Genomic DNA, 21,918 nt, shown 5'->3' on the forward strand with positions numbered 1-21,918 from the left:
CTTTTTCTGGGGAATGCCGTGTTTTTTCTTCTTTCTGGTCTTGTTTTTTTTTTCCCCCCCCCCCCCCCCCCCCCGAGCCCGGGGCGGCTCGCCACCCGGGCCGGCAACCCTCAAGAGCGTGCCGCCGATCCAACGGACCCCTGACGCCTTGTCGCCCGACCGAGCAGCCCCTAACGGCTCGCCACCCGGCCCAGCAAAAGCCTGCCGCCTTACCGACCCACCCAGCCAACCGCTGACGCTTTGCCGCACGGCCCAACAGCCCCTAACGGCTCGCCACCCGGCCCAGCAAAGCCTGCCGCCTTACCGACCCACCCAGCCAACCGCTGACGGTCACCGCCCGACCCAGCAACCCCCTAGCGGATCGCCACTCGGTCCAGTGAACTTCCGACAGCTCGCCGCTCGGTCCAGTGAGCCTCCGACGGCTCGCCGCCCGCCGTTCAGCCACCTTCCGACAGCTCGCCACTCGGTCCACCGAACCTCCGACGGCTCGCCGCCCGCCGTTCAGTGAACCCCGCCCCCGCCAACCCCTAGCGGCTAGCCGCCGTCGCGTCCGGGGTTCGGGTCAGGGCCGCCGCGGCCGCGCCGACCAGGCCCGCGTCGGTGCCCATCTGCGCGGGTACGACGGTGAGGTGCCGCACGAAGGACAGGGTCGCGTAGTCGGTGAGGGCCTTGCGCAGGGGCGTGAACAGGACGTCGCCCGCCTTGCCGACGCCCCCGCCGATCACCGCGATGTCGATCTCGACCAGGGTCGCGGTGGCCGCGATACCGGCGGCGAGCGCCTGCGCCGCCCGCTCGAAGGAGGCCACGGCGACCGGGTCGCCCGCGCGGGCGGCGGCGGCCACCGCGGCGGCCGAGGTGTCGCCGTCGGGGCCGGGGCGCCAGCCCTGCTCCAGCGCCCTGCGGGCGATGTTCGGACCGCTGGCGATGCGCTCCACGCACCCGCGTGAGCCGCACGGGCAGAGGTCGCCGTCGAGGTCGACGCTGATGTGGCCGATGTGCCCGGCGTTGCCGGTCGGACCGGGGTGCAGGCGTCCGCCCAGCACCAGGCCGCCGCCGACCCCCGTCGAGACGACCATGCACAGCGCGTTGTCGTGGCCGCGCGCGGCGCCCTGCCAGTGCTCGGCCGCGGTGATCGCGACGCCGTCGCCGATCAGCTCCACCGGCAGGCCCCCGGTGACCGCGCGCACCCGGTCCACCAAGGGGAAGTCACGCCAGCCCGGCACGTTCACCGGGCTGACGGTGCCCGCCGAGGCGTCCACCGGGCCGGCACTGCCGATGCCGAGCGAGTCCGCGCGTCCCCACAGGGGCGACCCGGCGAGGTCGCCGAGCACTTCCGTCACGGCCCGCATGACCGTTTCGCCGTCCTGCTGGGCGGGCGTGGCGCGCTGGGCCCGGGCCAGGATCCGGCCGTCGCCGTCCACCAGCGCGCCGGCGATCTTGGTGCCGCCGATGTCCAGGGCCGCCACGAGGTCGGTGTGCATCAGAGTCAGATCTCCCCGTTCAAGCTTGAAAACCAAAGAGAAGCAGGCCGGTCAAGCGGTGGGGGCGCAGGCCGGAGACAGCGATGGACAGTCTCTCGCGCATCTGACAACGTTGTCCAGGCTCTATGCTCGACGCCACATCCTCATACAAGCCCACGGACCGCGCACCACCCCGTGGACGAGTCGGACGAGTCGGACGAGAGACAGGACAGACGCATCGTGCCCGAGACCACCCGCCGCGCAGACCGCCTTCCCGGGAACCGGTACGGCAACCGTCCGACGATGAAGGACGTGGCGGCGCGCGCCGGGGTCGGACTGAAGACGGTGTCCCGGGTGGTCAACGGGGAGCCCGGGGTCACCCCGGACACCGAACGCAGGGTGCAGGAGGCGATCGAGGCGCTCGGTTTCCGCCGAAACGACAGCGCCCGGGTGCTGCGCAAGGGCCGTACCGCGAGCATCGGCCTGGTGCTGGAGGATCTCGCGGACCCGTTCTACGGCCCGCTCAGCCGCGCCGTCGAGGAGGTGGCCCGCGCGCACGGCGCCCTGCTGATCAACGGCTCCAGCGCCGAGGACCCCGAGCGCGAGCAGGAGTTGGCGCTGGCGCTGTGCGCGCGGCGGGTGGACGGTCTGGTGGTGATCCCGGCCGGGGACGACCACCGGTATCTGGAGCCGGAGATCAGGGCGGGCGTGGCCACCGTGTTCGTGGACCGTCCGGCCGGGCGGATCGACGCCGACGTGGTGCTGTCGGACAACTACGGCGGCGCCCGCGACGGCGTCGCCCACCTCATCGCACACGGTCATCGCCGGATCGGGTTCATCGGCGACATGCCCCGCATCCACACCGCGGCGGAGCGGCTGCGCGGCTACCGGGCGGCCATGGAGGACGCGGGCATAGCCGTCGAGGAGCGCTGGATGTCCCTCGGCGCGACGAACCCGGAGCGGGTGCGCCGGGCGGCCGAGGAGATGCTGTCCGGCGCCGACCCGGTCACCGCGATCTTCGCCGGCAACAACCGGGTGACGGTGACCGTGATCCGGGTCCTCGCCGAGCGGTCCCGCCCGGTGGCGCTCGTCGGCTTCGACGACATCGAGCTGGCCGACCTGCTCCAGCCCGGCGTCACGGTCGTCGCCCAGGACGCGGCGGCCCTCGGCCGCACCGCCGCCGAGCGCCTCTTCCGCCAACTCGACGGCACCCTCCTCGCCCCCGAGCGCATCGAACTACCGACCCGTCTGATCACCCGCGGCTCAGGCGAACTGCCTCCGGCGGGCTGAGCCCGGCACACCCGTCCCGGCCGGCTCCGCCCCGGGTGGCGTCGCCGCCGGTCGCTCGCCGCCACCCGGCGTCGTCCCCCGGAGGAGGAGCACAGCCGGCCCGGGAGGAGGGGCACAGCCGGCGGCCTCGCTCCTCGTCCCCGCGAAGGAACCCGGTGGTCAGGTCCGCTACTGCGCTGAGGCCGTCAGGTCGCCGCGGCGGGGGGCGGCGAAGGCTTCCAGGTCGGTGCGGGTCAGGCCGGTGAGGCGGGCTACCTCGGGGAGGTCGAGGGCGCCGCAGTCCAGGCCGCGCAGCAGGTAGCCGCTGAGGGCCTTGGCGGTGGCGGGCTCGTCCATGACGTCGCCGCCGGCCCGGTCGGCGTACCGGGCGAGGCGGGCCGCCGCCTGCTCGAAGCCCTCGCGGTAGAAGGCGAAGACGGCCGCGTAGCGGGTGGGGATGTGGCCGGGGTGCATGTCCCAGCCCTGGTAGTAGGCGCGGGCGAGGGCGCGGCGGGTGAGTCCGTAGTGGAGGCGCCAGGCGTCGTGGACCTTGGCGGTCGGGCCGACGGGGAGGACGTTGGTGGAGCCGTCGGAGACTCGGACGCCGGTGCCGGCCGCCGCGACCTGCATGACGGCCTTGGCGTGGTCGGCGGCCGGGTGGTCGCCGGCCTGGTGGGCGGCGGAGAGGCCGAGGCAGGCGCTGTAGTCGAAGGTGCCGTAGTGCAGCCCGGTGGCGCGCCCCTCGGCGGCCTGGATCATACGGGCGACGGTGGCGGTGCCGTCGGTGGCGAGGATGGCCTGGCTGGTCTCGATCTGGATCTCGAAGCCCAGGCGCCCGGCGTCCAGGCCGTGCGCCTTCTCGAAGGCCTCCAGGAGCCGGACGAAGGCGCTGACCTGCTCGGGGTAGGTCACCTTGGGCAGGGTGAGGACCAGGCCCTCGGGCAGGCCGCCGGCCTCCATGAGGCCGGTGAGGAAGACGTCGAGGGTGCGGATGCCCCGGTCGCGTACGGCGGCCTCCATGCACTTCATGCGGATGCCCATGTACGGCGCCGCCGTGCCGTTGGCGTACGCCTCGGCGATCAGGCGGGCGGCGCGGGCGGCCGTCTCGTCCTCCTCGGCGTCGGGGCGCGGGCCGTACCCGTCCTCGAAGTCGACGCGCAGGTCCTCGACGGGCTCGCGCTCCAGCTTGGCGCGGACACGGGAGTGGACCGGCCCGGCCAGTTCGTCGGACAGGCCGAGGAGCGCCGCGAAGGAGGCGGCGTCCGGGGCGTGTTCGTCGAGCAGGGCGAGCGCCTGGTCGCCCCAGGAGCGGATGGTGTCGGCGGCGAAGGCGTCCCCGGGGACGTACACGGTGTGGACGGGCTGCCGGGTGCCGGGGTCTCCGGGGTAGCGGCGTTCCAGCTCGGCGTCGACCGGTGCGAGCGAGGCGCTGATCTCCTCGCTGACGGCACCCGCGAGGCTCGTCGCCACCTTCTCCTGCTGACCCATCCCACACCCTCCAGACTTCCGCTTTACGGAATCAACAATCCGTATGGCGAAGTTATCCGCCGACCTTCCCGCTGGTCAACACCGTCTCCACCGCGCTCCACCCCGCGATCCCGGCATGTTCATCTCCATCCGGCACCCTCCAGGCCGCACCCTGCTCAGCGCATCAGCACCGACTCGCCCCGGAAGCCGTCGCAGAAGGAGCACCCGTGCCGACCAGCAGCCGCGTCACGCGCCGTATGGGCCTGAAGACCGCGTTAGCCGCCTCCGTCTCCGTGCCCCTGTCCAGTACAGCACTCTCCGCCGACCCCGCCTCGGCGGGCGAACGGCACAGCGGTCCGCTCCGCGTCATGTCCTTCAACCTGCGCTTCGCGAGCACCGCCGAGCCCAACAGCTGGGCCGCGCGCAGACCCGTGACACGCGCCCTGCTGCGCCGCGAGCGCCTCCATGTCATCGATACGCAGGAGGGCCTCTACCAGCAGCTGCGCGACATCGAGGCCGACCTCGGAGCCTCTTACGACTGGATCGGCACCGGCCGCGCGGGCGGCAGCCGCGACGAGTTCATGGGGGTCTTCTACGACACCCGCCGGCTCGCCCCCCAGGAGTACGACCACTTCTGGCTCTTCGACACGCCGGACGTGATCGGGTCCAACACCTGGGGCGGCGGCTCCATCCGGATGGTGACCTGGGTCCGCTTCCGGGATCTGTTCGACGGCGACCGGGAGTTCTACGTCCTGAACACCCACCTCGACAACCACAGCCAGAACGCCCGCGCTCGTGCCGCCGAACTGATCGCGGAGCGCATCACGGAACTCGACCGCTCGCTCCCGCTCGTCGTCACCGGCGACTTCAACGTCGCCGCCCACAAGAACCCGGTCCACAACACGATGCTGGGCGCCGGCCTGGTGGACACCTGGGACACGGCGGCCGAGCGGAGCGAGCTGTACGGCACCTTCCACGGCTACCGGCCGCTGACGCCGGACGGCGACCGCATCGACTGGATCCTCGCCACCCCCGGTGTCACGGCGCACCGGGCCTCGATCAACACGTTCTCGCTGGACGGCCGGTTCCCCAGCGACCACCTGCCGGTACAGGCCTCACTGACGCTGGGATGAGCGGAGGCCCCCGTGACCGTCGACGCGGTCACGGGGGCCTCGTACGCCTTCCGGCGGTGGATCAGCCCTTGCGGGTCTTGATCTCCTCGGTCAGCTGCGGCACGACGTCGAAGAGGTCGCCGACCACACCGAAGTCGACCAGCTCGAAGATCGGGGCCTCGGCGTCCTTGTTGACGGCCACGATCGTCTTCGAGGTCTGCATGCCGGCGCGGTGCTGGATCGCACCCGAGATGCCGTTGGCGATGTACAGCTGCGGCGAGACCGACTTACCGGTCTGGCCGACCTGGTTGGTGTGCGGGTACCAGCCGGCGTCGACGGCGGCACGCGAGGCACCGACGGCCGCGCCGAGCTGGTCGGCGAGGGCCTCGATGATCGCGAAGTTCTCGGCGCCGTTGACGCCGCGGCCACCGGAGATCACGATCGCGGCCTCGGTCAGCTCCGGGCGGCCCGTCGACTCACGCGGCGTACGGCCGGTGATCTTCGTGCCGGTCGCCTTGTCCGAGAAGGTCACGGACAGGGCCTCGACGGCGCCCGCGGCCGGGGCGGCCTCGACGGCGGCCGAGTTCGGCTTGACCGTGATGACGGGGGTGCCCTTGATGACGCGGGACTTGGTGGTGAAGGACGCGGCGAACACCGACTGGGTGGCCACCGGGCCCTCGTCGCCGGCCTCCAGGTCGACGGCGTCGGTGATGATGCCGGAGCCGATGCGCAGCGCCAGGCGGGCGGCGATCTCCTTGCCCTCGGCGGAGGACGGGACCAGCACGGCGGCCGGGGAGACGGCCTCGTAGGCGGCCTGGAGGGCGTCCACCTTCGGCACGACCAGGTACTCGGCGTACTCGGACGCGTCGTGGGTGAGGACCTTCACCGCGCCGTGCTCGGCGAGCGTGGCGGCGGTGTCGGCGGCGCCGTTGCCCAGCGCGACGGCGACGGGCTCGCCGACGCGGCGGGCCAGAGTCAGCAGCTCCAGGGTGGGCTTGCGGACGGCACCGTCCACGTGGTCGACGTAGACGAGGACTTCAGCCATGGGATTGCTCTCCTGCGAAACGAAGTTGAGGGGCGGTCAGCGGGGGCGAGCCTCAGATGAACTTCTGGCTCGCGAGGAACTCAGCGAGCTGCTTGCCGCCCTCGCCCTCGTCCTTGACGATGGTGCCGGCCGTGCGGGCCGGACGCTCGGTCGCGGCCTCGACCTTGGTGAACGCGCCGTCCAGGCCGACCTCCTCGGCCTCGATGTCGAGGTCGGACAGGTCCCAGGACTCCACCGGCTTCTTCTTGGCCGCCATGATGCCCTTGAAGGACGGGTAACGGGCCTCGCCCGACTGGTCGGTCACGGAGACGACGGCCGGGAGCTGCGCCTCCAGCTGCTCGCTCGCGGCGTCGCCGTCGCGGCGGCCCTTGACCACGCCGTCCTCGACGGAGACCTCGGACAGCAGGGTGACCTGCGGGACGCCCAGGCGCTCGGCGACCAGCGCGGGGACGACGCCCATGGTGCCGTCGGTGGAGGCCATACCGGAGACGACCAGGTCGTAGCCGGCCTTCTCGATGGCCTTGGCCAGGACCAGGGAGGTGCCGATGGCGTCGGTGCCGTGCAGATCGTCGTCCTCGACGTGGATGGCCTTGTCGGCACCCATGGAGAGGGCCTTGCGGAGCGCGTCCTTGGCGTCCTCGGGGCCGACCGTCAGGACGGTGACCTCGGCGTCGTCCGCGTTCTCCGCGATCTGGAGGGCCTGCTCGACCGCGTACTCGTCCAGCTCGGAGAGCAGACCGTCCACATCGTCGCGGTCGACGGTCAGGTCATCGGCGAAGTGCCGGTCGCCAGTGGCGTCGGGCACGTACTTCACAGTGACAACGATCCTCAAGCTCACGCCGGCTCTCCTACTGCATCGTCATTTCGGGCTGCCTCTTGCAGGCAGCATAGGCGCCTCAAGCGGCCGATCCCGGTCGGGGCGTCCGCGCGCTCCGACCGAAATATTACTCGCCAGTACACCCAGTCCATGCCCGCTAAGCAAGCGCTTTGAACTGTGACCTTCGCAACGCAGCGTAACCGGAACTCGACGGTCTCGCAGGAGGGGGCGGCGCGGCCGGGACGTGATCAATCCCGCAGGCCGTTGAACCGGCCCTGGTGGTAGAGGAGCGGCCGGCCGGCGCCCGAGGGGTCGCCGAGGACCACCTCCGCGAGCACGATCCGGTGATCACCGGCCGGGACCCGCCCGACGATCCGGCACACCAGCCAGGCGAGCACGTCGTCCAGCACCGGTACGCCTTCCGGGCCCTCCCGCCAGACGGTGGGCGCGCCGAAGCGGTCCGCGCCGCTGCGGGCGAAGGTGGCGGCCAGCTCGCTCTGGTGCTCGCCGAGTATGTGCACGCCGACGTGGTCGGCCTCGGCCACCGCGGGCCAGCTGGAGGCGCCCGTGCCGATGCCGAACGAGACCAGCGGCGGGTCGGCGGACACGGAGGTCAGCGAGGTGGCGGTGAAGCCGACCGGTCCTGAGGCGCCGCGCGCGGTGATCACCGCCACACCGGCGGCGTGCCGGCGGAAGGTGGAGCGCAGCAGGTCGGGGGAGGCGAGCTGAGCGGTGCCGAGTTCGGGCGTGGCCGTCATGGAACTGTCCTTCTGCGAACGTCGGGGCGGGGATCCGTGGCAGGTCAACGGCCCGGACAGCGCGCGCTCGCGGTGCGGGCGAGGTCGACGTGGACCCGCCCGTAGAGAAGGAGTTCGGTCGGCATACGGTCAGGCTGACGATAGGTGGCGTGTGCAGTCAAGCGGGTTCCGGGATGTGGAAGACGTCTCACCGTTCCCTGACACCGCCTCACACGGCCTCCCCGAGCGCGGCGATGACGTCGGCTTTGCGCGGCTGCCCGGTGGCGCGCCGCACCACCCGTCCGCCGGCGTCCAGGACCAGGACGGTGGGCGTCCTGAGGATCGCCAGTTCGCGTACGAGGTCCAGGTGGGCCTCGGCGTCGATCTCGACATGGGTCACGCCCGGGACCATTCCGGCGATCTCACCGAGGACACGCCGGGTGGCCCGGCACGGCGCGCAGAAGGCGCTGGAGAACTGCACGAGGGTGGCGCGCTCCCCCAGTTCGCCGCCGAGTTCGGCCGCACCGAGCCGCTTTCCGCCGTCGTGCCCGCGCACCCGCGTTCTCCCCTTCCGCCGCTCGCGCGGCACTCCCTGGGCGCCCGCCGTCGCGAGCGCCGCCCGGCACACCACCGGTCCGTCATCTTCCCCACAAGCGTTCCCGGGACCGCGAAGATTCCCGGTGTGCGCCGGGATTCCCGTGTGCGCCGGACGCGGCGGCTGCCGTCGCGGTCGGACATGTTCCCGCTTCCGCGGGGAACGATGACACGGGTGGAGTAAAGGAGCGAGAGGATCCACGGTGGGATGTAGGCCGACGTGACGAGGATCTCGCCGCCGCGGGGCACCAGGACTGGCTCCCCGTCCGTTCTTCGGGCACGATCTGCGAGACGCCGTAAACCTACGGCTGCGTAACTTTCCCGCCGGGAGCCCCTTTCCCGAGCAGAGCAGAAAGGGTCCACCCCGCCCATGGCAGAGTTGGTCTACCGTCCCGTCATCGGTTTCGCCAAGACGCTCTTCAAGGTCTGGGACCTGAAGATCGACTGCCAGGGTTCGGAGAACATCCCGCGCACGGGCGGCGCGGTGCTGGTGAGCAATCACATCAGTTACCTGGACTTCATCTTCAACGGCCTGGCCGCGCTGCCGCAGAAGCGTCTGGTGCGGTTCATGGCGAAGGAGTCGGTCTTCCGGCACAAGGTCTCCGGGCCGCTGATGCGGAGCATGAAGCACATCCCGGTGGACCGCCAACAGGGCGAGGCGGCGTACGCGCACGCACTGGACTCGCTGCGCTCCGGCGAGATCATCGGGGTGTTCCCCGAGGCGACGATCTCGCAGTCCTTCACGCTGAAGAGCTTCAAGTCGGGCGCGGCCCGCCTGGCCCAGGAGGCCGGCGTCCCGCTGGTCCCGATGGCGGTGTGGGGCACGCAGCGGCTGTGGACGAAGGGCCACCCCCGCAACTTCAAGCGCAGCCACCTGCCCGTCACGATCCGCGTCGGCGAGCCGGTGGAGGCCCCGCGCGACCAGTACGCCGGCGCCATCACCCGCCGCCTGCGCGAACGCGTCCAGGAACTTCTCGACGCCGCCCAGCGTGCGTACCCCGGCCGTCCCAAGGACCCGGAGGACACCTGGTGGCTCCCCACCGACCTGGGCGGCACGGCACCGACCGCCGAGCAACTGCGCACGGCAGAGGCCCACTGAGGCCTGCGCCCCCGGAACGCGAGCCCAGCCTCAGCCGGCGCTGCTCGAAGACACCGGCTCATGTACCTCGACGCGTGCTCCCGGGCTGCACTTCTCCAGGAGTTCGGCGAGTTCGGTGGCCGCTGCCCGGGCGTCCCCGACCGGGAGGGGAGCCAGGGTCTCCAGGAGGAAGATCGCGGAGGTCGTGTCCTCGGTGAGCCGGGTGCGGGGACCCTGGCGCCAGTTCCAGCGGCGGCAGGTGACGCCGGCGTCGTCGCGCCACACCACCTCGCCGGGCTCGGGGTGTTCGACCGTCTCCGCGCCGGCCGCGACCGTCACGAAGTCCTCCTCGCCCGTGGCCCGTACCAGCCGCATCCCGCCCCGTACACGGTCGATGTCCTCACCGCCGACGGGGATCAGGTGGGCCACGCTGATGGCGTTGTACAGGTCCACGAGCAGGTTGATCCGGGGCAGCCCGGCGTCGGACAGGGCCCGCTTGGCCAGCGCCTCGGCGGAGTTGCGGGTGCGCGAGGGCTTGGCGCCGAAGGCCGTGTAGACCTCGCGCCAGGCGACCATGTGCGGATCCTCGTGCGGCGCGCGCCCGGACAGCCGGGTGGCGAGGCGGCGGGCCGCGTCGTCCAGCAGAGCCGAACTCGCCTCGGTGCTGGGTCCGTTGACGATGTCGTGCGCCTCGACGGCGACATGGGTGAAGCCGGGCGCGAGGGCGCGGACCTCGTCGGACACGGTGAGGGTGAAGGTCATCTGTCCCGCCTCAGAGGGTGCTGGGGAGCGTCTTCCACAGGTACGGCCGGTCGGGCGCGGCCCGCAGGGCAGCGACAACGACCGGGTGTGGTTCAGCGTACAGGACCGGATAGTCCATCTCATTGGACGAGGGGTCCGGGGTCCAGGCCAGCCGCTCGCCGTCCAGCGAGAACCGGGCGTCGACGCCCGGCTTGTTGCCGCGAGGGTCCTGCCGGTGCCAGGCCCCGCGGAAGCGGACGGCGACCAGGCCGTGGATCGCGTGACCGCCCGCGTCGTCCGCCAGGCGCTGGTAGCACAGGGCGGTCGGGATGTCCTCGGCCCGCAGCAGGGCGGCCAGGGCGTGGGCCTTGGCGTAGCAGATGCCGGTGCCCTGGGCCAGCACGTCGGAGGCGCGCCAAGTGACGCGGAGGTCGCCGGAGTCCTGGGAGTGCGGGATGGCGTCCCGGACGTATTCATAGGCGGCCCGCGCATATTCATACGAATCGGCTACCTCTGCCGCCAAGCGGGCGGCGGTCTCCCGGACCACCGGGTGATGATGGTCTACGACCTCGTCGGCGGCCAAATATGCGGACAGGTCGGCAGTGTCCTGGATCAGCTCCATGCCCGCAGAGCATAGGAATGCGATCACCCGATCGTCAATGACTTTTCAGGCGATCGCATACCTATGCACACTCGGTGACTAGCGCGCCATCTCCTCCTTCAGCGCCGCCACGAACGTGTCGACGTCGTCCTCCGTGGTGTCGAAGGAGCACATCCACCGCACGACCCCGGCACCCTCGTCCCAGAAGTAGAACCGGAACCGCTTCTGGAGCCGCTCGCTCACGTCGTGCGGCAGCTTGGCGAAGACACCGTTGGCCTGCACCGGGTAGAGGATCTCCACGCCGTGCACCGCGCGGACGCCCTCGGCGAGCCGCTGGGCCATCTCGTTGGAGTGCCGGGCGTTGCGCAGCCACAGGTCCTTGGCGAAGAGGGCCTCCAACTGCACGGAGACGAAGCGCATCTTGGAGGCCAGCTGCATCGACATCTTCCGCAGGTGCTTCATCTGCCGCACCGCGTCCTGGTTGATGACGACGACCGCCTCGCCGAACAGCGCGCCGTTCTTCGTCCCGCCCAGGGAGAGGATGTCGACGCCGACCGCGTTGGTGAACGTCCGCATGGGCACGTTCAGGGAGGCGGCGGCGTTGGCTATCCGGGAGCCGTCCAGGTGCACCTTCATGCCGTGCGCGTGGGCGTGCTCGCAGATCGCGCGGATCTCCTCGGGCGTGTAGAGGGTGCCCAGCTCGGTGCTCTGGGTGATCGACACGACCTGGGGCATCGCCCGGTGCTCGTCCTCCCAGCCCCAGGCCTGCCGGTCGATCAGCTCGGGCGTGAGCTTGCCGTCCGGCGTGGGCACGGTGAGCAGCTTGAGCCCGCCCATGCGCTCGGGCGCGCCGCCCTCGTCCACGTTGATGTGCGCACTCTCGGCGCAGATCACCGCGCCCCAGCGGTCGGTGACCGCCTGGAGCGCGACGACGTTCGCGCCGGTGCCGTTGAAGACCGGGAAGGCCTCCGCGGTGGCCCCGAAGTGGCTCCGGATGATCCGCTGGAGGTTCTCGGTGTAGTCGTCCTCGCCGTACGCCACCTGGTGGCCGCCGTTGGCCAGAGCCAGGGCGGCCAGCACCTCGGGGTGGGCTCCGGCGTAGTTGTCACTGGCGAAACCGCGGACCTGCGGGTCGTGATGGCGACGCGCGTCGGTCTTCGGAGGGTTCACGGCTTCTCGGTCAGCCACAGACGGTTTCCGTTCACTTCCGCGGCGGGCTTGTTCCAGACGCCCTCGACGGCCTCGGCCAGGTCCTTGACGTCCGTGAAGCCCGCGAACTTCGCGTTGGGGCGTTCGGCGCGCATCGCGTCGTGCACCAGCGCCTTCACCACCAGGATGGCAGCCGCCGAGTGCGGGCCCTGCTCGCCCCCCGCCTTGCGGAAGCCGTCGGCCATGGCGAGCGTCCACGCCTCGGCGGCGGCCTTGGCCGCGGAGTACGCCGCGTTGCCCGCCGTCGGCTTGGACGCACCGGCCGCGCTGATGAGCACGTACCGGCCGCGGTCGCTGCGCTGCAAGGCGTCGAAGAAGGCGAGCGAGGTGTGCTGGACGGTACGGATGAGCAGCTTCTCCAGCAGATCCCAGTCGGCCAGGTCGGTCTCGGCGAAGGTCGCGCTGCCGCGCCAGCCGCCCACGAGGTGAACCAGACCGTCGACGCGGCCGTGCTCCTTCTCGATGCGCGCGGCCCAGTCGCGGGCCGAGCGCAGGTCGAGCAGGTCGACGGTCTCGCCGGTGACGATGGCGCCGCCGCGGGCGTAGCGGGCCGCGTCCACGGACTCCGCCAGCCGCTCCGGGTTGTTGTCGGCGCCGACCACGACCGCGCCCGCCTCGGCGAGCCGGACCAGCGTCGCGTGCCCGGCGGGCCCGCCCGCGCCCGCCACCGCGATCACAGCACCACTGAGAGACCCGTTCCCCACCATGTTCTTCCCCTTTTGAGCAGCGTTCCGGAGGCGGTCGCTCACGCGGCGATCCGCTCGGCGGTGTCCGCCGTGATGCCCTTCGTCGAGGCGATCACGTTCTTCAGCTTCTTGGACAGCGCCTCATAGAACATGCTCAGCGGAAACTCGTCCGGAAGCACGTCGTCCACGAGTTTGCGCGGGGGCTGGGTCAGGTCCAGGGCGTCCGGACCCTTGGCCCACCTGGAGCCGGGGTGCGGGGCGAGGTAGGTGGAGACCAGCTGGTAGCCGGCGAACCAGTGCACCAGCTTCGGGCGGTCGATGCCGTCCCGGTAGAGCTTCTCTATCTCGGCGCACAGCTGGTTGGTGACCTGCGGGGCGCGCTCCCAGTCGACGGAGAGCTTGTTGTCGGTCCAGCGGACGACGTCGTGCTTGTGCAGGTAGGCGAAGAGCAGCTGGCCGCCGAGACCGTCGTAGTTGCGGTTGCGGTCGCCGGTGACCGGGAAGCGGAACATGCGGTCGAAGAGCACCGCGTACTGCACGTCACGGGCCTGCGGGACGCCGTCCGCCTGGAGCTTCACGGCCTCCTTGAAGGCGGTGAGGTCGCAGCGCAGCTCCTCCAGGCCGTACATCCAGAACGGCTGGCGCTGCTTGATCATGAACGGGTCGAACGGCAGGTCGCCGTGGCTGTGGGTGCGGTCGTGGACCATGTCCCAGAGCACGAAGGCCTCTTCGCAGCGCTTCTGGTCGTGGACCATCGCGGCGATGTCCTCGGGCAGCTGAAGGCCCAGGATGTCGACGGCGGCCTCGGTCACGCGACGGAAGCGGGCGGCCTCGCGGTCGCAGAAGATGCCACCCCAGGAGAAACGTTCCGGCGCCTCACGGACGGCGATCGTCTCCGGGAAGAGAACGGCGGAGTTGGTGTCGTAGCCCGAGGTGAAGTCCTCGAAGGTGATGCCGCAGAACAGCGGGTTGTCGTAGCGGGTGCGCTCCAGTTCGGCCAGCCAGTCCGGCCAGACCATGCGCAGCACGACCGCCTCCAGGTTGCGGTCCGGGTTGCCGTTCTGCGTGTACATCGGGAAGACGACCAAGTGCTGGAGACCGTCGGCGCGGTTCGCGGCCGGGTTGAAGGCCAGCAGGGAGTCCAGGAAGTCCGGCACCTGGAAGCCCCCCTCGGCCCAGCGGCGGAGGTCCTTCACCAGCGCCTGGTGGTAGGCGGTGTCGTGCGGCAGGAGCGGGGAGAGCTGCTCGACCGCGCCGGCGACACGCTCGACGGCCGCCACGGCGTCGACCCGCCGCGGGGCGCCCTCGGCGTCGAAGTCGATCGATCCGTCCTTCGACTGCCATGGCCGGATCTGCTCCACGGCATCCTTGAGCACGGGCCAGGCGGGGTGCTCAACCACCCTGGTCAGCGGAGAAACCCGATCCTCCGCACCCGACTGCACAAGAATTTCCGTCATGTCCCATCCTCCACAGGAGAACCTCGCGTATGGACACCGTATGCATACCCGGTTTCTCTCAGCAAGAGCAGGATCGGGAAATTATTCTGCACATCCCCTTGGTCACCGATGTTTTTCCTGCCGTAAACCGTGACGACGCTCACTTCGGCGACAGCGTGCGATCCGCCCGCAGGCGTGATCCGATGGTCGAGAGCCGTGGGGACTGGCCCACGGAAGGGTGAAGGCAACGGCGCATACCGGCCAGCCGGCGCCCGAGCCGGGTGGCGAATGCCCGGTGCAGCCACGGGTTCAACGCGCGGCCCGGCCATTAGGCTGCGAGCCTGCCGCGTGGACGACGACGTCCGGTACGGGGGCCGCCGGTCCGCGCGTCGCCGAGCCGCCGTCGACGGAAGCGAGTTGAACCTTGAACTTCCTTACCATCGGTCACCGCGGTGTCATGGGCGTCGAGCCCGAGAACACCCTCCGTTCCTTCGTCGCCGCGCAGCAGGCCGGCCTCGACCTGATCGAACTCGATCTGCATCTGAGCAAGGACGGCGCCCTGGTCGTCATGCACGACACAGAGGTGGACCGTACGACCGACGGCTCCGGACCCATCGCCGAGAAGACCCTGGCGGAGCTGCGCGCCCTGGACGCGGGCCGCGGGGAGCGGGTGCCCGTCTTCGAGGAGGTCCTGGAGGCGGTGGACTCGCCGTTGCAGGCCGAGATCAAGGACGTGGCGGCGGCACGGGCGCTGGCCGAGGTGATGCACGCGCGCGACCTGACCGCGCGGATCGAGGTGTCCTCGTTCCACGACGAGGCGATCGCCGAGATCGCGCGGCTGGTGCCGGGCGTACGCACCGCGCTGATCGCGAGCCGGTACGGCACCGACGTGGTGGACCGGGCCGTCGCCGTGGGTGCGGCAACGGTGTGCCTCAACATCCGCCGGCTCACCCTGGAGATCGTCGAGCACGCGCGCGCGTCCGGGCTGCGGATCATCGGCTGGGTGGTCAACACGCAGGACCAGCTGCGGCTGGTCCGCGCCCTGGAGCTGGACGGGGCGACGACCGACTACCCGGAGATCAAGCGCACGGGCCGCTTCACCGCGTGACCCGGCGTCCGGCCCCGTGCCCGGACGCCCGCGGAAACGTCACAGTCACACCAGCGGCTTGACCAGCAGCTCGAACCGCAGGTCGGCGCGCTGCGGAATGCCGTAGCGCTCGTCGCCGTACGGGAACGGCTTCGTCTGCCCCGTACGGCGGTAGCCGCGGCGCTCGTACCAGGCGATCAGGTCCTCCCGCAGGGAGATCACGGTCATCTGCATCTCGGTGGCCCCCCAGGTCTGACGGGCCTGGCGCTCCGCCTCCGCCATGACGATCTTGCCGAGGCCCGCGCCCTGGAGGGCGGGGCTGACCGCGAACATGCCGAAGTAGGCGTGGTCGCCATGGTGTTCCAGCTGGCAGCAGGCGACGATACGACCGTCCCGCTCGACGGTCAGCAGCCGGCTGTCGGATGCCTTGATCACCTCCAGCACGCCCTGCGGGTCGGTCCGCTGCCCCTCCAGGAGGTCCGCCTCGGTGGTCCACCCGGCCCGGCTGCTGTCCCCCCGGTACGCCGACTCGATCAGTGCGACGAGGGCGTCGACATCGGCGTCGGTGGCATCGCGGAAAGTGAGTCCGGTGGCGGGGGTGTCCATGGTCGCGGTCTCCGATCTCGGGCGTGGCTGAGCCAGGGATGAGGGTAACGCTGCCGCTAGGCTCCCCCCGCATGGTGCATGTACTCAGCAGCCGGATTCTGCTCCGGCCCACCGACCCCGAACGCTCCCGCGCCTTCTACGGCGAGCAGCTGGGGCTGTCCGTCTACCGCGAGTTCGGTACCGGCCCCGAGCGCGGCACGGTCTACTTCCTCGGCGGCGGTTTCCTGGAGCTGTCCGGCCGGTCCGAGGGCCCGTCCTCGCCCGCGGTACGGCTGTGGTTGCAGGTCGAGGACGTGAAGGCCGCGAGCGAGGAGCTGCGGGCGCGGGGCGTGGAGATCGTCCGGCCTCCGGTGCGGGAGCCGTGGGGCCTGGTCGAGATGTGGACCACCGACCCGGACGGCACCCCGATCGTCCTGGTGGAGATCCCGTCGGACCATCCGCTTAGGTACCGGCCGGGGATCTAGGGTCTTTCGTTCGGATCAGGCCGGATCAGCGAGCCGGGCATGATCCAAACAAGAGGCCCTAGGGCCGGAGCCCGCTCGTCCGGCCCTCCAGTCGGCTGAGCAACTCGGCGAGAAGGCTCGCCAGTTCGCCGTGGCCTGCCGGGTCGAGGACGGACAGTACGGCTGTCTCGTAGGCGAGTTGCTCGGGGAGGATGCCGTCGACCAGGTCGCGGCCGGTGTCGGTGAGGCGGACATGGGCCACGCGGCGGTCGCGGGTGTCGCCGCGCCGTTCGATCAGGCCGCGCTCGGTGAGCTGCTTGATCCGCTTGGTGACGGCGGCCCCGGAGGAGAAGGTCTCCCGGGCCAGCTCGCCCGGGGTCAGCTCGTGGCCGGTGCGGCGCAGCGCGCCGAGCAGGTCGAACTCGGCGCGGCTCAGGCCGGCCCGGCGCAGCGGGGCGTCCTCGGCCTGCTGGAGCAGGGCGGCGCAGCGGTTGATCCGGCCGATGATCTCCATGGGACCGGTGTCCAGCTCGGGGTGGACGGCCCGCCACTGGCGGACGACGGCGGAGACGGTGTCGCCGCGCGCGGGGTCGGCGCCGGCCCCGGGCCGGGCACCGCTCGCGTCGCTTCCGGGCGTCGGTCCGCCGTTCGTCGCCGTCATGGCCGTATGTCCTCCGTCGTCCTGCCCGGGTCCTGGACCCGGTCCCGGTCCTGGTCACGGCCCGGTGCCTGGTGGCTGTCCGGGTCCTGCGGTACGAGGCCCTGACGCCGTACCGTCGCCGCGAGCGTACGGTGTCCGGACTGCTCGGTGAGCACGACCCGCTCCTCGGGCAGGGCCCGCTGCCACCACTCGCCGGCGGCGGCGTCGGCCGTGGCCCGCAGATCGGCCAGGGCGGCGGCGAGGGCACGCCGGGCGGACTCCAGGGCACGGGGCTCGGGGTGCGGCTCGGCGAGCAGACGGGCGGCGTGCTCGCGGGCCCGCTCGGCCGCGGTCAGCGCGTGCTCCAGGCGGTCGCCCGCGCGCCGGTTGGTGACGGCGACGGCGGCGACGAAGCCCACCAGGGCGCCGACGAGGGTGTCCGCGATCCGGTCGGTGATCAGCTCGGCCGGGTCCTGGCTGCGGGCGAACTCGGTGATGAGCAGGGCCATCGGGGTGACGCAGACGCTGCCCAGCCAGTAGTTCCGGCCGATCAGCGCCTCGGCGCCGAAGTTGAGGGCGAGCGAGCACAGCACCAGGGCGGCGGGGTGCAGATGGGCGAGCGGGACGAGCGCGGCGAAGAGGAGGACGCCGACGAGGTTGCCGACGACCCGCTGGACGCCCCGACTCCAGGTGAGGGTGACGTTGGCCTGGTAGAGGGAGGCCGCGGTGACCAGCGCCCAGTAGGGGCGGCCGACGCCGAGCGCGAGGGCGGCGTATCCGGCGAGGGCGCAGCCGAGCGCGGTGCGGACGGCGAGCGGGGCGAGAGGGGCCAGGCGGTGCCACGGCGAGCGGGGCGGCAGGGCCTGTTCGGCGGCCAGGCCGAGGAGTTCGTCGGCCGACTCGCGCGGGGCCTCGACGCGCGGGACGCGGCCGGTGCCGCGCAGGTCGCGGGCCCAGGCGCGCAGCCGTGCGGGGTCGGTGTCGGCGGGCGCGGCCAGGGCGACCTCGGCGCGGACCAGGAGCTGTTCGAGGGCGCGCCGGGTGCGGTCGGTGCGGGCGCCGGTGGCGAGCAGCGACTGCCAGGCGGCGTGGATCGCGGCGGCGGTCGCGGCGCGGGCCCGGGCGTGGCCGTCGGCGCTGCCGCGTGTGTCGGCGTACGCGGCGGCGGCGTTCAGGGCCTGGGCGGTGGCGCGCCGCTCGGGGCCGTGCGGGCGGAGCAGCCCGGGGGCCATGCCGACCAGCCAGGCCCAGGCGCCGGCGGCCAGGGCCAGCCCGATGTGTCCGGGGACCTGGCCGGGGGTCTGCGGCGCGAACAGCGAGGCGGAGCTGATGAAGGTGAGGACCACGTTGCCGGGCGGTCCGATCCGGGTGGCGTCGCACACGGCCTTCTGGACCGCCGCGAGGACGGCGCCGACGGTGACGAGGACGACGGCGTTCGTGGTGAGCGCCGCGGCGAGCAGGGAGACGGCGAGACCGCCGACCATGCCGAGCACGACCCAGGCCAGTGCGCGGGCGCGGGCCGCGTAGGGCCGGTTGTGGCCGTAGAGGGCGCACAGGGAACCGGCCATCGTGTACATCGCGAGGTCGAGGCGGCCAAGCGCGAGCAGGGTGAGGTTGGGCGGGGCGACCGCGGCGACCACGCTCAGCGCGGGCTTGAACCAGATGTCGGAGGGGCGCCCGAGGCGGAGGGTTCCGGCCAGGGGAAGACGGTGGGGGGTCGCACTGCTCATACCCATCAATTTAGCATGTGTTTTACTCGTAAAATAGATATCCCCAAAGGGCCTGGTCACCGACCGTGCTCCCCCGCATGCTCCCCGTGTACACCCTTGCGCTCGCGTGCGCTCCGCCGACGGTGGGCATCGCACCCTCGACCGACCGTCGAGCGTGGAGGTGCGCGTGCACGGACCGGTGTCGATCGCCTGGCTGCTGGTCGCGCTGTGCGCGCTGACCGGGGCCTACTGCCTGCTGCGGATGCGCAGCGGTGTCGAGGAGCAGCGCCGGGCCGCGGGCGGGGAGGCGCTGATGGGCTTCGGCATGGCCGCGATGGCCGTCCCGGCGGCGGTCTTCACGCCGCCGGGATGGGCGTGGCCGGTGTACGCGGCCGTGTTCGGCGCGGCGGCCCTGCGCGCGCTGTGGGCCGCGCGCGGCGCCCCGCACCATCTGCACCACCTGGTGGGTAGCGCCGCGATGGTCTACATGGCGGTGGCGATGGCCGCGTCCCCGCCCGCCGCCCACCATGGACACGGCGGCACCGGCGTGCCACTGCTGACCGGCGCGCTCCTGCTGTACTTCACGGGCTACGTGCTCCTCTCCGGCGCCCGGCTGGTGCCCGCCACCACCCCGGCGGGCGGAACCGGCCCGGCCCGCTGGGGCGACCGGCCGGAGCTGGCCCGGGCCTGCCGGCTGTCGATGGGGATCGGCATGGTGACGATGCTGCTGGCGATGTGACGACCGGACTCCGAAAGGCCCAGGGCCGTCCTGTGGTGCCGCGCCGCCTGAAAGGCCGTCAACTCGATGCGCCGCTCCCCACGGACAGGGACACACGCAGACGCGGCACTGCCGCGCTGGTGCCGGTGATCCCGGTGCTGGTGGCACGGAACCCCGGTCCCGCAAGGACTTGGCCACGGCCCCCGGTTCCACAAGGATCACGGCATGCACCATCGCCCCTCCGCTCCCCCGTCACCCCCCGCGCCCGAGCCACCGACGGCGCTCCGTACGGCCGCCCGCGTGGCCGCCGCTCTCGGCGCCTGCTTCCTGGTGTTGCTGGTCCTCGTCGCCCTGCGTTGGCATCCCCTGCTCACCGTGGACAGCGACATCTCCGGCACCACCCACCGCTGGGCGGTCCGCGACCGCGAGCTGACCCATGTCTTCCGGGTGCTGACGGACTGGGTGTGGGACCCGACCACCATGCGCCTCGTCTGCGCGGCGGCGGCGGCGTGGCTCGTCTGGCGGCGCGCGGCCTGGTGGACGGCACTGTGGCTGGCGATCACCTGCGCGGTGGCCACGATCGTGCAGCAGTCGGTGAAGGCCGTCGTCGACCGGCCCCGCCCGGTCTGGCCGAACCCGGTCGACTCCGCGCACTACGCGGCCTTCCCGTCCGGTCACGCGATGACCGCCACCGTCGTCTGCGGCCTCTTGCTGTGGCTGCTGCACCGCCACGGCCCACGCCGCGCCCTGTGGCGTACGGCGGTGGCGGCGGCGCTCGTGTCGGTGGTGGGCGTGGGCGTCACGCGGGTCTGGCTGGGCGTCCACTGGCCCTCGGACGTGCTCGGCGGGTGGCTGGGCGGCGCGGCGCTGGTCGCGGTGGCGGTGCTGGTCCACGAGTGGCCGCGCGACGGCCGGACGCGGCCATCGGTGGACCGGTAGAGTCCGGCGCATGACCGCCGTGCTGTTCGACTTCTCCGGGACGTTGTTCTGCGCCGAGCCCGCCGAGTCCTGGCTGCGCGCGGTGCTGACCGAGACCGGCCACACCCTGTCCGAGCCCGAACTGGCCGGCACCGCCCGGGCTCTGGAGGCGGCCGGCGCGCTGCCGGGCGGCGCGGAGCCGGCGGAGCTGCCGGCGGACCTCGCGGGGCTCTGGGCGGTGCGGGACGAGAGCGCGGAGCTGCACCGGGCCGCCTTCACGAGCCTGTCCCGCCGGGTGCCGCTGCCGGACCCCGGGCTGCACGACGCCCTGTACGAACGGCACATGTCCCCCGCCGCCTGGACCCCGTACCCCGACGCCGAGAAGGTGCTGCGCACGCTGCGCGAGCGCGGGATGGGCGTCGGCGTGGTCAGCAACATCGGCTGGGATCTGCGCCCGGTCTTCCGGGAGCACGGGCTGGACACGTATGTGGACGCGTACGTGCTGTCGTACGAACACGGGGTGCAGAAGCCCGATCCGCGGTTGTTCGCGGTCGCCTGCGAGGCGCTCGGCGCCGATCCTCGGCGGGTGCTGATGGTCGGCGACAACAGGGCGGCGGACGGCGGCGCCGCCGCGCTCGGCTGCCGGGTGCACTTCGTGGATCATCTGCCGGCGCCCCGACGCCCGGACGCGCTGCTGCCGGTACTGGATCTCGTGGACTGAGCGCCGACGCGAGCGGGCACGCCGCACCGTCCGTCTGAGACGATCCCCCGCGTCGCCCCAGACGGACGGCTGTTTCGGGCGGGCCCCAGCCATGGGGGTGCCCCGCTGCGATGAGTATAGTTGGCTGGCAGCCAGTCAACGCAGGAGTTACAGAATGTCCCCGCGCAGCGCCTCGGTCAATGAAGAATTGCGGCGGCGTTCCCGGGAACGGCTGCTACAGGCCGCCGTGGAGCTGGTCGGCGAGCGCGGGTTCGAGGCCACGACACTGGGCGACATAGCGGACCGGGCCGGTTCGGCGCGCGGCCTGGTGTCGTACTACTTCCCCGGCAAGCGCCAGTTGGTGCAGTCCGCCGTGCACCGGCTGATGCACCGCACGCTGGAGGAGGCGCTGGAGCGGGAGCCGCGCACCGAGGACGGCCGGGAGCGGCTGGCCCGGGCCATCGACGCGATCCTGGGCCTCGCCCGGGACCGGCCCGTGCTGATGCGCCAGCACATGGCGGGCCTGCTCCAGGCCGAGGGCTTCGTGCAGTGTCCGGAGCAGCGCCGGCTGGCGGAGCTGCTCAGCGAGACCGTCGCCCGGTACGGCGCGCAGAACGTCTCGGCCGACTACCCGATGCTGCGGGCCCTGTTGATGGGCGCCGTGTTCGCGGCGCTGGTGCCGGGGGTGCCGATGCCCGTTCCGGTGCTGCGGGCGGAGCTGTTCCAGCGGTACGGGCTCGACTGGGAGATGGGCGTGCCTCCGGAGAGCGACTCGCAGGCGGGGGCCGGTCAAGACGATCTGTCCCGGTTCTTCGCCACGGAGGAGCGGCCGGGCACCCCCTGAC

The 21,918-nt window shown here is 72.0% G+C and carries 23 protein-coding genes; 9 read left to right on the plus strand and 14 right to left on the minus strand.

Going from position 1 to position 21,918, the window contains the following annotated elements; all coding sequences use genetic code 11:
- Positions 1–527: 527 nt before the first annotated feature.
- A complete protein-coding gene (locus tag ACZ4WH_RS14010; RefSeq protein WP_468180004.1) occupies positions 528–1,481 on the minus strand; it encodes an ROK family protein in 954 nt (317 codons plus the stop codon).
- Positions 1,482–1,700: 219 nt separating this feature from the next.
- Between ACZ4WH_RS14010 and ACZ4WH_RS14015 the strand changes: the two genes are divergently transcribed.
- Entirely contained in the window at positions 1,701–2,750 is a 1,050-nt protein-coding gene (locus tag ACZ4WH_RS14015) for a LacI family DNA-binding transcriptional regulator (protein ID WP_468180005.1), read from the plus strand.
- Between the two features lie 168 nt (positions 2,751–2,918).
- On the opposite strand, the gene ACZ4WH_RS14020 is transcribed toward ACZ4WH_RS14015, so the two are convergent.
- Positions 2,919–4,217, minus strand: coding sequence for a DUF6986 family protein (locus tag ACZ4WH_RS14020; protein ID WP_468180007.1), 1,299 nt, complete (start codon positions 4,215–4,217; stop codon positions 2,919–2,921).
- Positions 4,218–4,423: 206 nt separating this feature from the next.
- Here ACZ4WH_RS14020 and ACZ4WH_RS14025 point away from each other — a divergent pair, with 206 nt between their 5' ends.
- Entirely contained in the window at positions 4,424–5,329 is a 906-nt protein-coding gene (locus ACZ4WH_RS14025) for an endonuclease/exonuclease/phosphatase family protein (protein WP_468180008.1), read from the plus strand.
- Positions 5,330–5,390: 61 nt separating this feature from the next.
- Here the strand turns inward: ACZ4WH_RS14025 and ACZ4WH_RS14030 are convergent, their stop codons facing one another.
- From ACZ4WH_RS14030 to ACZ4WH_RS14045, 4 genes are all read right to left on the minus strand, one after another.
- A complete protein-coding gene (locus tag ACZ4WH_RS14030) occupies positions 5,391–6,353 on the minus strand; it encodes an electron transfer flavoprotein subunit alpha/FixB family protein (RefSeq protein ID WP_468180009.1) in 963 nt (320 codons plus the stop codon).
- Positions 6,354–6,405: 52 nt separating this feature from the next.
- Positions 6,406–7,191: an electron transfer flavoprotein subunit beta/FixA family protein gene (locus tag ACZ4WH_RS14035; protein ID WP_468180011.1), complete on the minus strand. Its 786-nt coding sequence runs from the start codon at positions 7,189–7,191 to the stop codon at positions 6,406–6,408.
- Positions 7,192–7,418: 227 nt separating this feature from the next.
- Positions 7,419–7,928: a flavin reductase family protein gene (locus tag ACZ4WH_RS14040; RefSeq protein ID WP_468180012.1), complete on the minus strand. Its 510-nt coding sequence runs from the start codon at positions 7,926–7,928 to the stop codon at positions 7,419–7,421.
- 208 nt (positions 7,929–8,136) lie between these two features.
- On the minus strand, positions 8,137–8,538 hold the full coding sequence (locus ACZ4WH_RS14045) for a TlpA family protein disulfide reductase (RefSeq protein WP_468180014.1): 402 nt from the start codon (positions 8,536–8,538) through the stop codon (positions 8,137–8,139).
- 333 nt (positions 8,539–8,871) lie between these two features.
- On the opposite strand from ACZ4WH_RS14045, the gene ACZ4WH_RS14050 reads away from it, so the two are divergent.
- Complete coding sequence (locus ACZ4WH_RS14050) at positions 8,872–9,600, plus strand: lysophospholipid acyltransferase family protein (protein ID WP_468180016.1); 729 nt, start codon at positions 8,872–8,874, stop codon at positions 9,598–9,600.
- Positions 9,601–9,630: 30 nt separating this feature from the next.
- Here the strand turns inward: ACZ4WH_RS14050 and ACZ4WH_RS14055 are convergent, their stop codons facing one another.
- The 5 genes from ACZ4WH_RS14055 to ACZ4WH_RS14075 all read right to left on the minus strand — a co-directional run bounded on the left by ACZ4WH_RS14055 (position 9,631) and on the right by ACZ4WH_RS14075 (position 14,273).
- Entirely contained in the window at positions 9,631–10,341 is a 711-nt protein-coding gene (locus ACZ4WH_RS14055; protein WP_468180018.1) for a B3/B4 domain-containing protein, read from the minus strand.
- Between the two features lie 10 nt (positions 10,342–10,351).
- Positions 10,352–10,942, minus strand: a complete 591-nt coding sequence (locus ACZ4WH_RS14060; RefSeq protein ID WP_468180021.1) for a transglutaminase domain-containing protein — start codon at positions 10,940–10,942, stop codon at positions 10,352–10,354.
- Between the two features lie 78 nt (positions 10,943–11,020).
- Complete coding sequence (locus ACZ4WH_RS14065; RefSeq protein WP_468180023.1) at positions 11,021–12,091, minus strand: threonine aldolase family protein; 1,071 nt, start codon at positions 12,089–12,091, stop codon at positions 11,021–11,023.
- Positions 12,088–12,837, minus strand: coding sequence for an SDR family NAD(P)-dependent oxidoreductase (locus ACZ4WH_RS14070; protein ID WP_468180025.1), 750 nt, complete (start codon positions 12,835–12,837; stop codon positions 12,088–12,090). Before ACZ4WH_RS14070 ends, ACZ4WH_RS14065 begins: the two co-directional genes overlap by 4 nt.
- A 38-nt stretch (positions 12,838–12,875) precedes the next feature.
- Complete coding sequence (locus tag ACZ4WH_RS14075) at positions 12,876–14,273, minus strand: DUF6421 family protein (protein ID WP_468180027.1); 1,398 nt, start codon at positions 14,271–14,273, stop codon at positions 12,876–12,878.
- 403 nt (positions 14,274–14,676) lie between these two features.
- Here ACZ4WH_RS14075 and ACZ4WH_RS14080 point away from each other — a divergent pair, with 403 nt between their 5' ends.
- Complete coding sequence (locus ACZ4WH_RS14080; RefSeq protein ID WP_468180028.1) at positions 14,677–15,360, plus strand: glycerophosphodiester phosphodiesterase; 684 nt, start codon at positions 14,677–14,679, stop codon at positions 15,358–15,360.
- Positions 15,361–15,405: 45 nt separating this feature from the next.
- Here the strand turns inward: ACZ4WH_RS14080 and ACZ4WH_RS14085 are convergent, their stop codons facing one another.
- On the minus strand, positions 15,406–15,945 hold the full coding sequence (locus ACZ4WH_RS14085; protein WP_468180029.1) for a GNAT family N-acetyltransferase: 540 nt from the start codon (positions 15,943–15,945) through the stop codon (positions 15,406–15,408).
- Positions 15,946–16,016: 71 nt separating this feature from the next.
- Here ACZ4WH_RS14085 and ACZ4WH_RS14090 point away from each other — a divergent pair, with 71 nt between their 5' ends.
- Positions 16,017–16,409: a VOC family protein gene (locus tag ACZ4WH_RS14090; protein ID WP_468180030.1), complete on the plus strand. Its 393-nt coding sequence runs from the start codon at positions 16,017–16,019 to the stop codon at positions 16,407–16,409.
- A 58-nt stretch (positions 16,410–16,467) separates the two neighbouring features.
- Here ACZ4WH_RS14090 and ACZ4WH_RS14095 read toward each other — a convergent pair whose 3' ends face one another.
- Positions 16,468–17,049 carry a MarR family winged helix-turn-helix transcriptional regulator gene (locus ACZ4WH_RS14095; RefSeq protein WP_468180032.1) on the minus strand — a complete coding sequence of 194 codons (582 nt, stop codon included), beginning with the start codon at positions 17,047–17,049 and terminating at the stop codon, positions 16,468–16,470.
- Positions 17,046–18,758: an FUSC family protein gene (locus ACZ4WH_RS14100; RefSeq protein ID WP_468180033.1), complete on the minus strand. Its 1,713-nt coding sequence runs from the start codon at positions 18,756–18,758 to the stop codon at positions 17,046–17,048. The genes ACZ4WH_RS14095 and ACZ4WH_RS14100 overlap by 4 nt, the downstream gene beginning before the upstream one ends.
- Before the next feature lie 166 nt (positions 18,759–18,924).
- Between ACZ4WH_RS14100 and ACZ4WH_RS14105 the strand changes: the two genes are divergently transcribed.
- The 4 genes from ACZ4WH_RS14105 (at position 18,925) to ACZ4WH_RS14120 (ending at position 21,917) form a co-directional block, all read left to right on the plus strand.
- Positions 18,925–19,476, plus strand: a complete 552-nt coding sequence (locus tag ACZ4WH_RS14105) for a DUF5134 domain-containing protein (protein WP_468180035.1) — start codon at positions 18,925–18,927, stop codon at positions 19,474–19,476.
- 204 nt (positions 19,477–19,680) lie between these two features.
- Positions 19,681–20,394 carry a phosphatase PAP2 family protein gene (locus ACZ4WH_RS14110; RefSeq protein WP_468180037.1) on the plus strand — a complete coding sequence of 238 codons (714 nt, stop codon included), beginning with the start codon at positions 19,681–19,683 and terminating at the stop codon, positions 20,392–20,394.
- Between the two features lie 10 nt (positions 20,395–20,404).
- Entirely contained in the window at positions 20,405–21,094 is a 690-nt protein-coding gene (locus ACZ4WH_RS14115; RefSeq protein ID WP_468180039.1) for an HAD family hydrolase, read from the plus strand.
- Positions 21,095–21,248: 154 nt separating this feature from the next.
- Positions 21,249–21,917, plus strand: coding sequence for a TetR/AcrR family transcriptional regulator (locus tag ACZ4WH_RS14120; protein ID WP_468180041.1), 669 nt, complete (start codon positions 21,249–21,251; stop codon positions 21,915–21,917).
- Position 21,918: the final 1 nt, after the last annotated feature.

It is taken from the genome of Streptomyces sp. NPDC029138, assembly GCF_055564375.1.

Bases quoted from the DNA above. Each gene is read 5' to 3' on its own strand.
- ACZ4WH_RS14110 (WP_468180037.1), top strand. From the start codon at position 19,681: ATGCACCATCGCCCCTCCGCTCCCCCGTCACCCCCCGCGCCCGAGCCA.
- ACZ4WH_RS14095 (WP_468180032.1), bottom strand. From the start codon at position 17,049: ATGACGGCGACGAACGGCGGACCGACGCCCGGAAGCGACGCGAGCGGT.
- ACZ4WH_RS14060 (WP_468180021.1), bottom strand. From the start codon at position 10,942: ATGGAGCTGATCCAGGACACTGCCGACCTGTCCGCATATTTGGCCGCC.
- ACZ4WH_RS14040 (WP_468180012.1), bottom strand. From the start codon at position 7,928: ATGACGGCCACGCCCGAACTCGGCACCGCTCAGCTCGCCTCCCCCGAC.
- ACZ4WH_RS14070 (WP_468180025.1), bottom strand. From the start codon at position 12,837: ATGGTGGGGAACGGGTCTCTCAGTGGTGCTGTGATCGCGGTGGCGGGC.
- ACZ4WH_RS14100 (WP_468180033.1), bottom strand. From the start codon at position 18,758: ATGAGCAGTGCGACCCCCCACCGTCTTCCCCTGGCCGGAACCCTCCGC.
- ACZ4WH_RS14020 (WP_468180007.1), bottom strand. From the start codon at position 4,217: ATGGGTCAGCAGGAGAAGGTGGCGACGAGCCTCGCGGGTGCCGTCAGC.
- ACZ4WH_RS14085 (WP_468180029.1), bottom strand. From the start codon at position 15,945: ATGGACACCCCCGCCACCGGACTCACTTTCCGCGATGCCACCGACGCC.
- ACZ4WH_RS14030 (WP_468180009.1), bottom strand. From the start codon at position 6,353: ATGGCTGAAGTCCTCGTCTACGTCGACCACGTGGACGGTGCCGTCCGC.
- ACZ4WH_RS14055 (WP_468180018.1), bottom strand. From the start codon at position 10,341: ATGACCTTCACCCTCACCGTGTCCGACGAGGTCCGCGCCCTCGCGCCC.
- ACZ4WH_RS14010 (WP_468180004.1), bottom strand. From the start codon at position 1,481: ATGCACACCGACCTCGTGGCGGCCCTGGACATCGGCGGCACCAAGATC.
- ACZ4WH_RS14115 (WP_468180039.1), top strand. From the start codon at position 20,405: ATGACCGCCGTGCTGTTCGACTTCTCCGGGACGTTGTTCTGCGCCGAG.
- ACZ4WH_RS14120 (WP_468180041.1), top strand. From the start codon at position 21,249: ATGTCCCCGCGCAGCGCCTCGGTCAATGAAGAATTGCGGCGGCGTTCC.
- ACZ4WH_RS14050 (WP_468180016.1), top strand. From the start codon at position 8,872: ATGGCAGAGTTGGTCTACCGTCCCGTCATCGGTTTCGCCAAGACGCTC.
- ACZ4WH_RS14090 (WP_468180030.1), top strand. From the start codon at position 16,017: ATGGTGCATGTACTCAGCAGCCGGATTCTGCTCCGGCCCACCGACCCC.
- ACZ4WH_RS14075 (WP_468180027.1), bottom strand. From the start codon at position 14,273: ATGACGGAAATTCTTGTGCAGTCGGGTGCGGAGGATCGGGTTTCTCCG.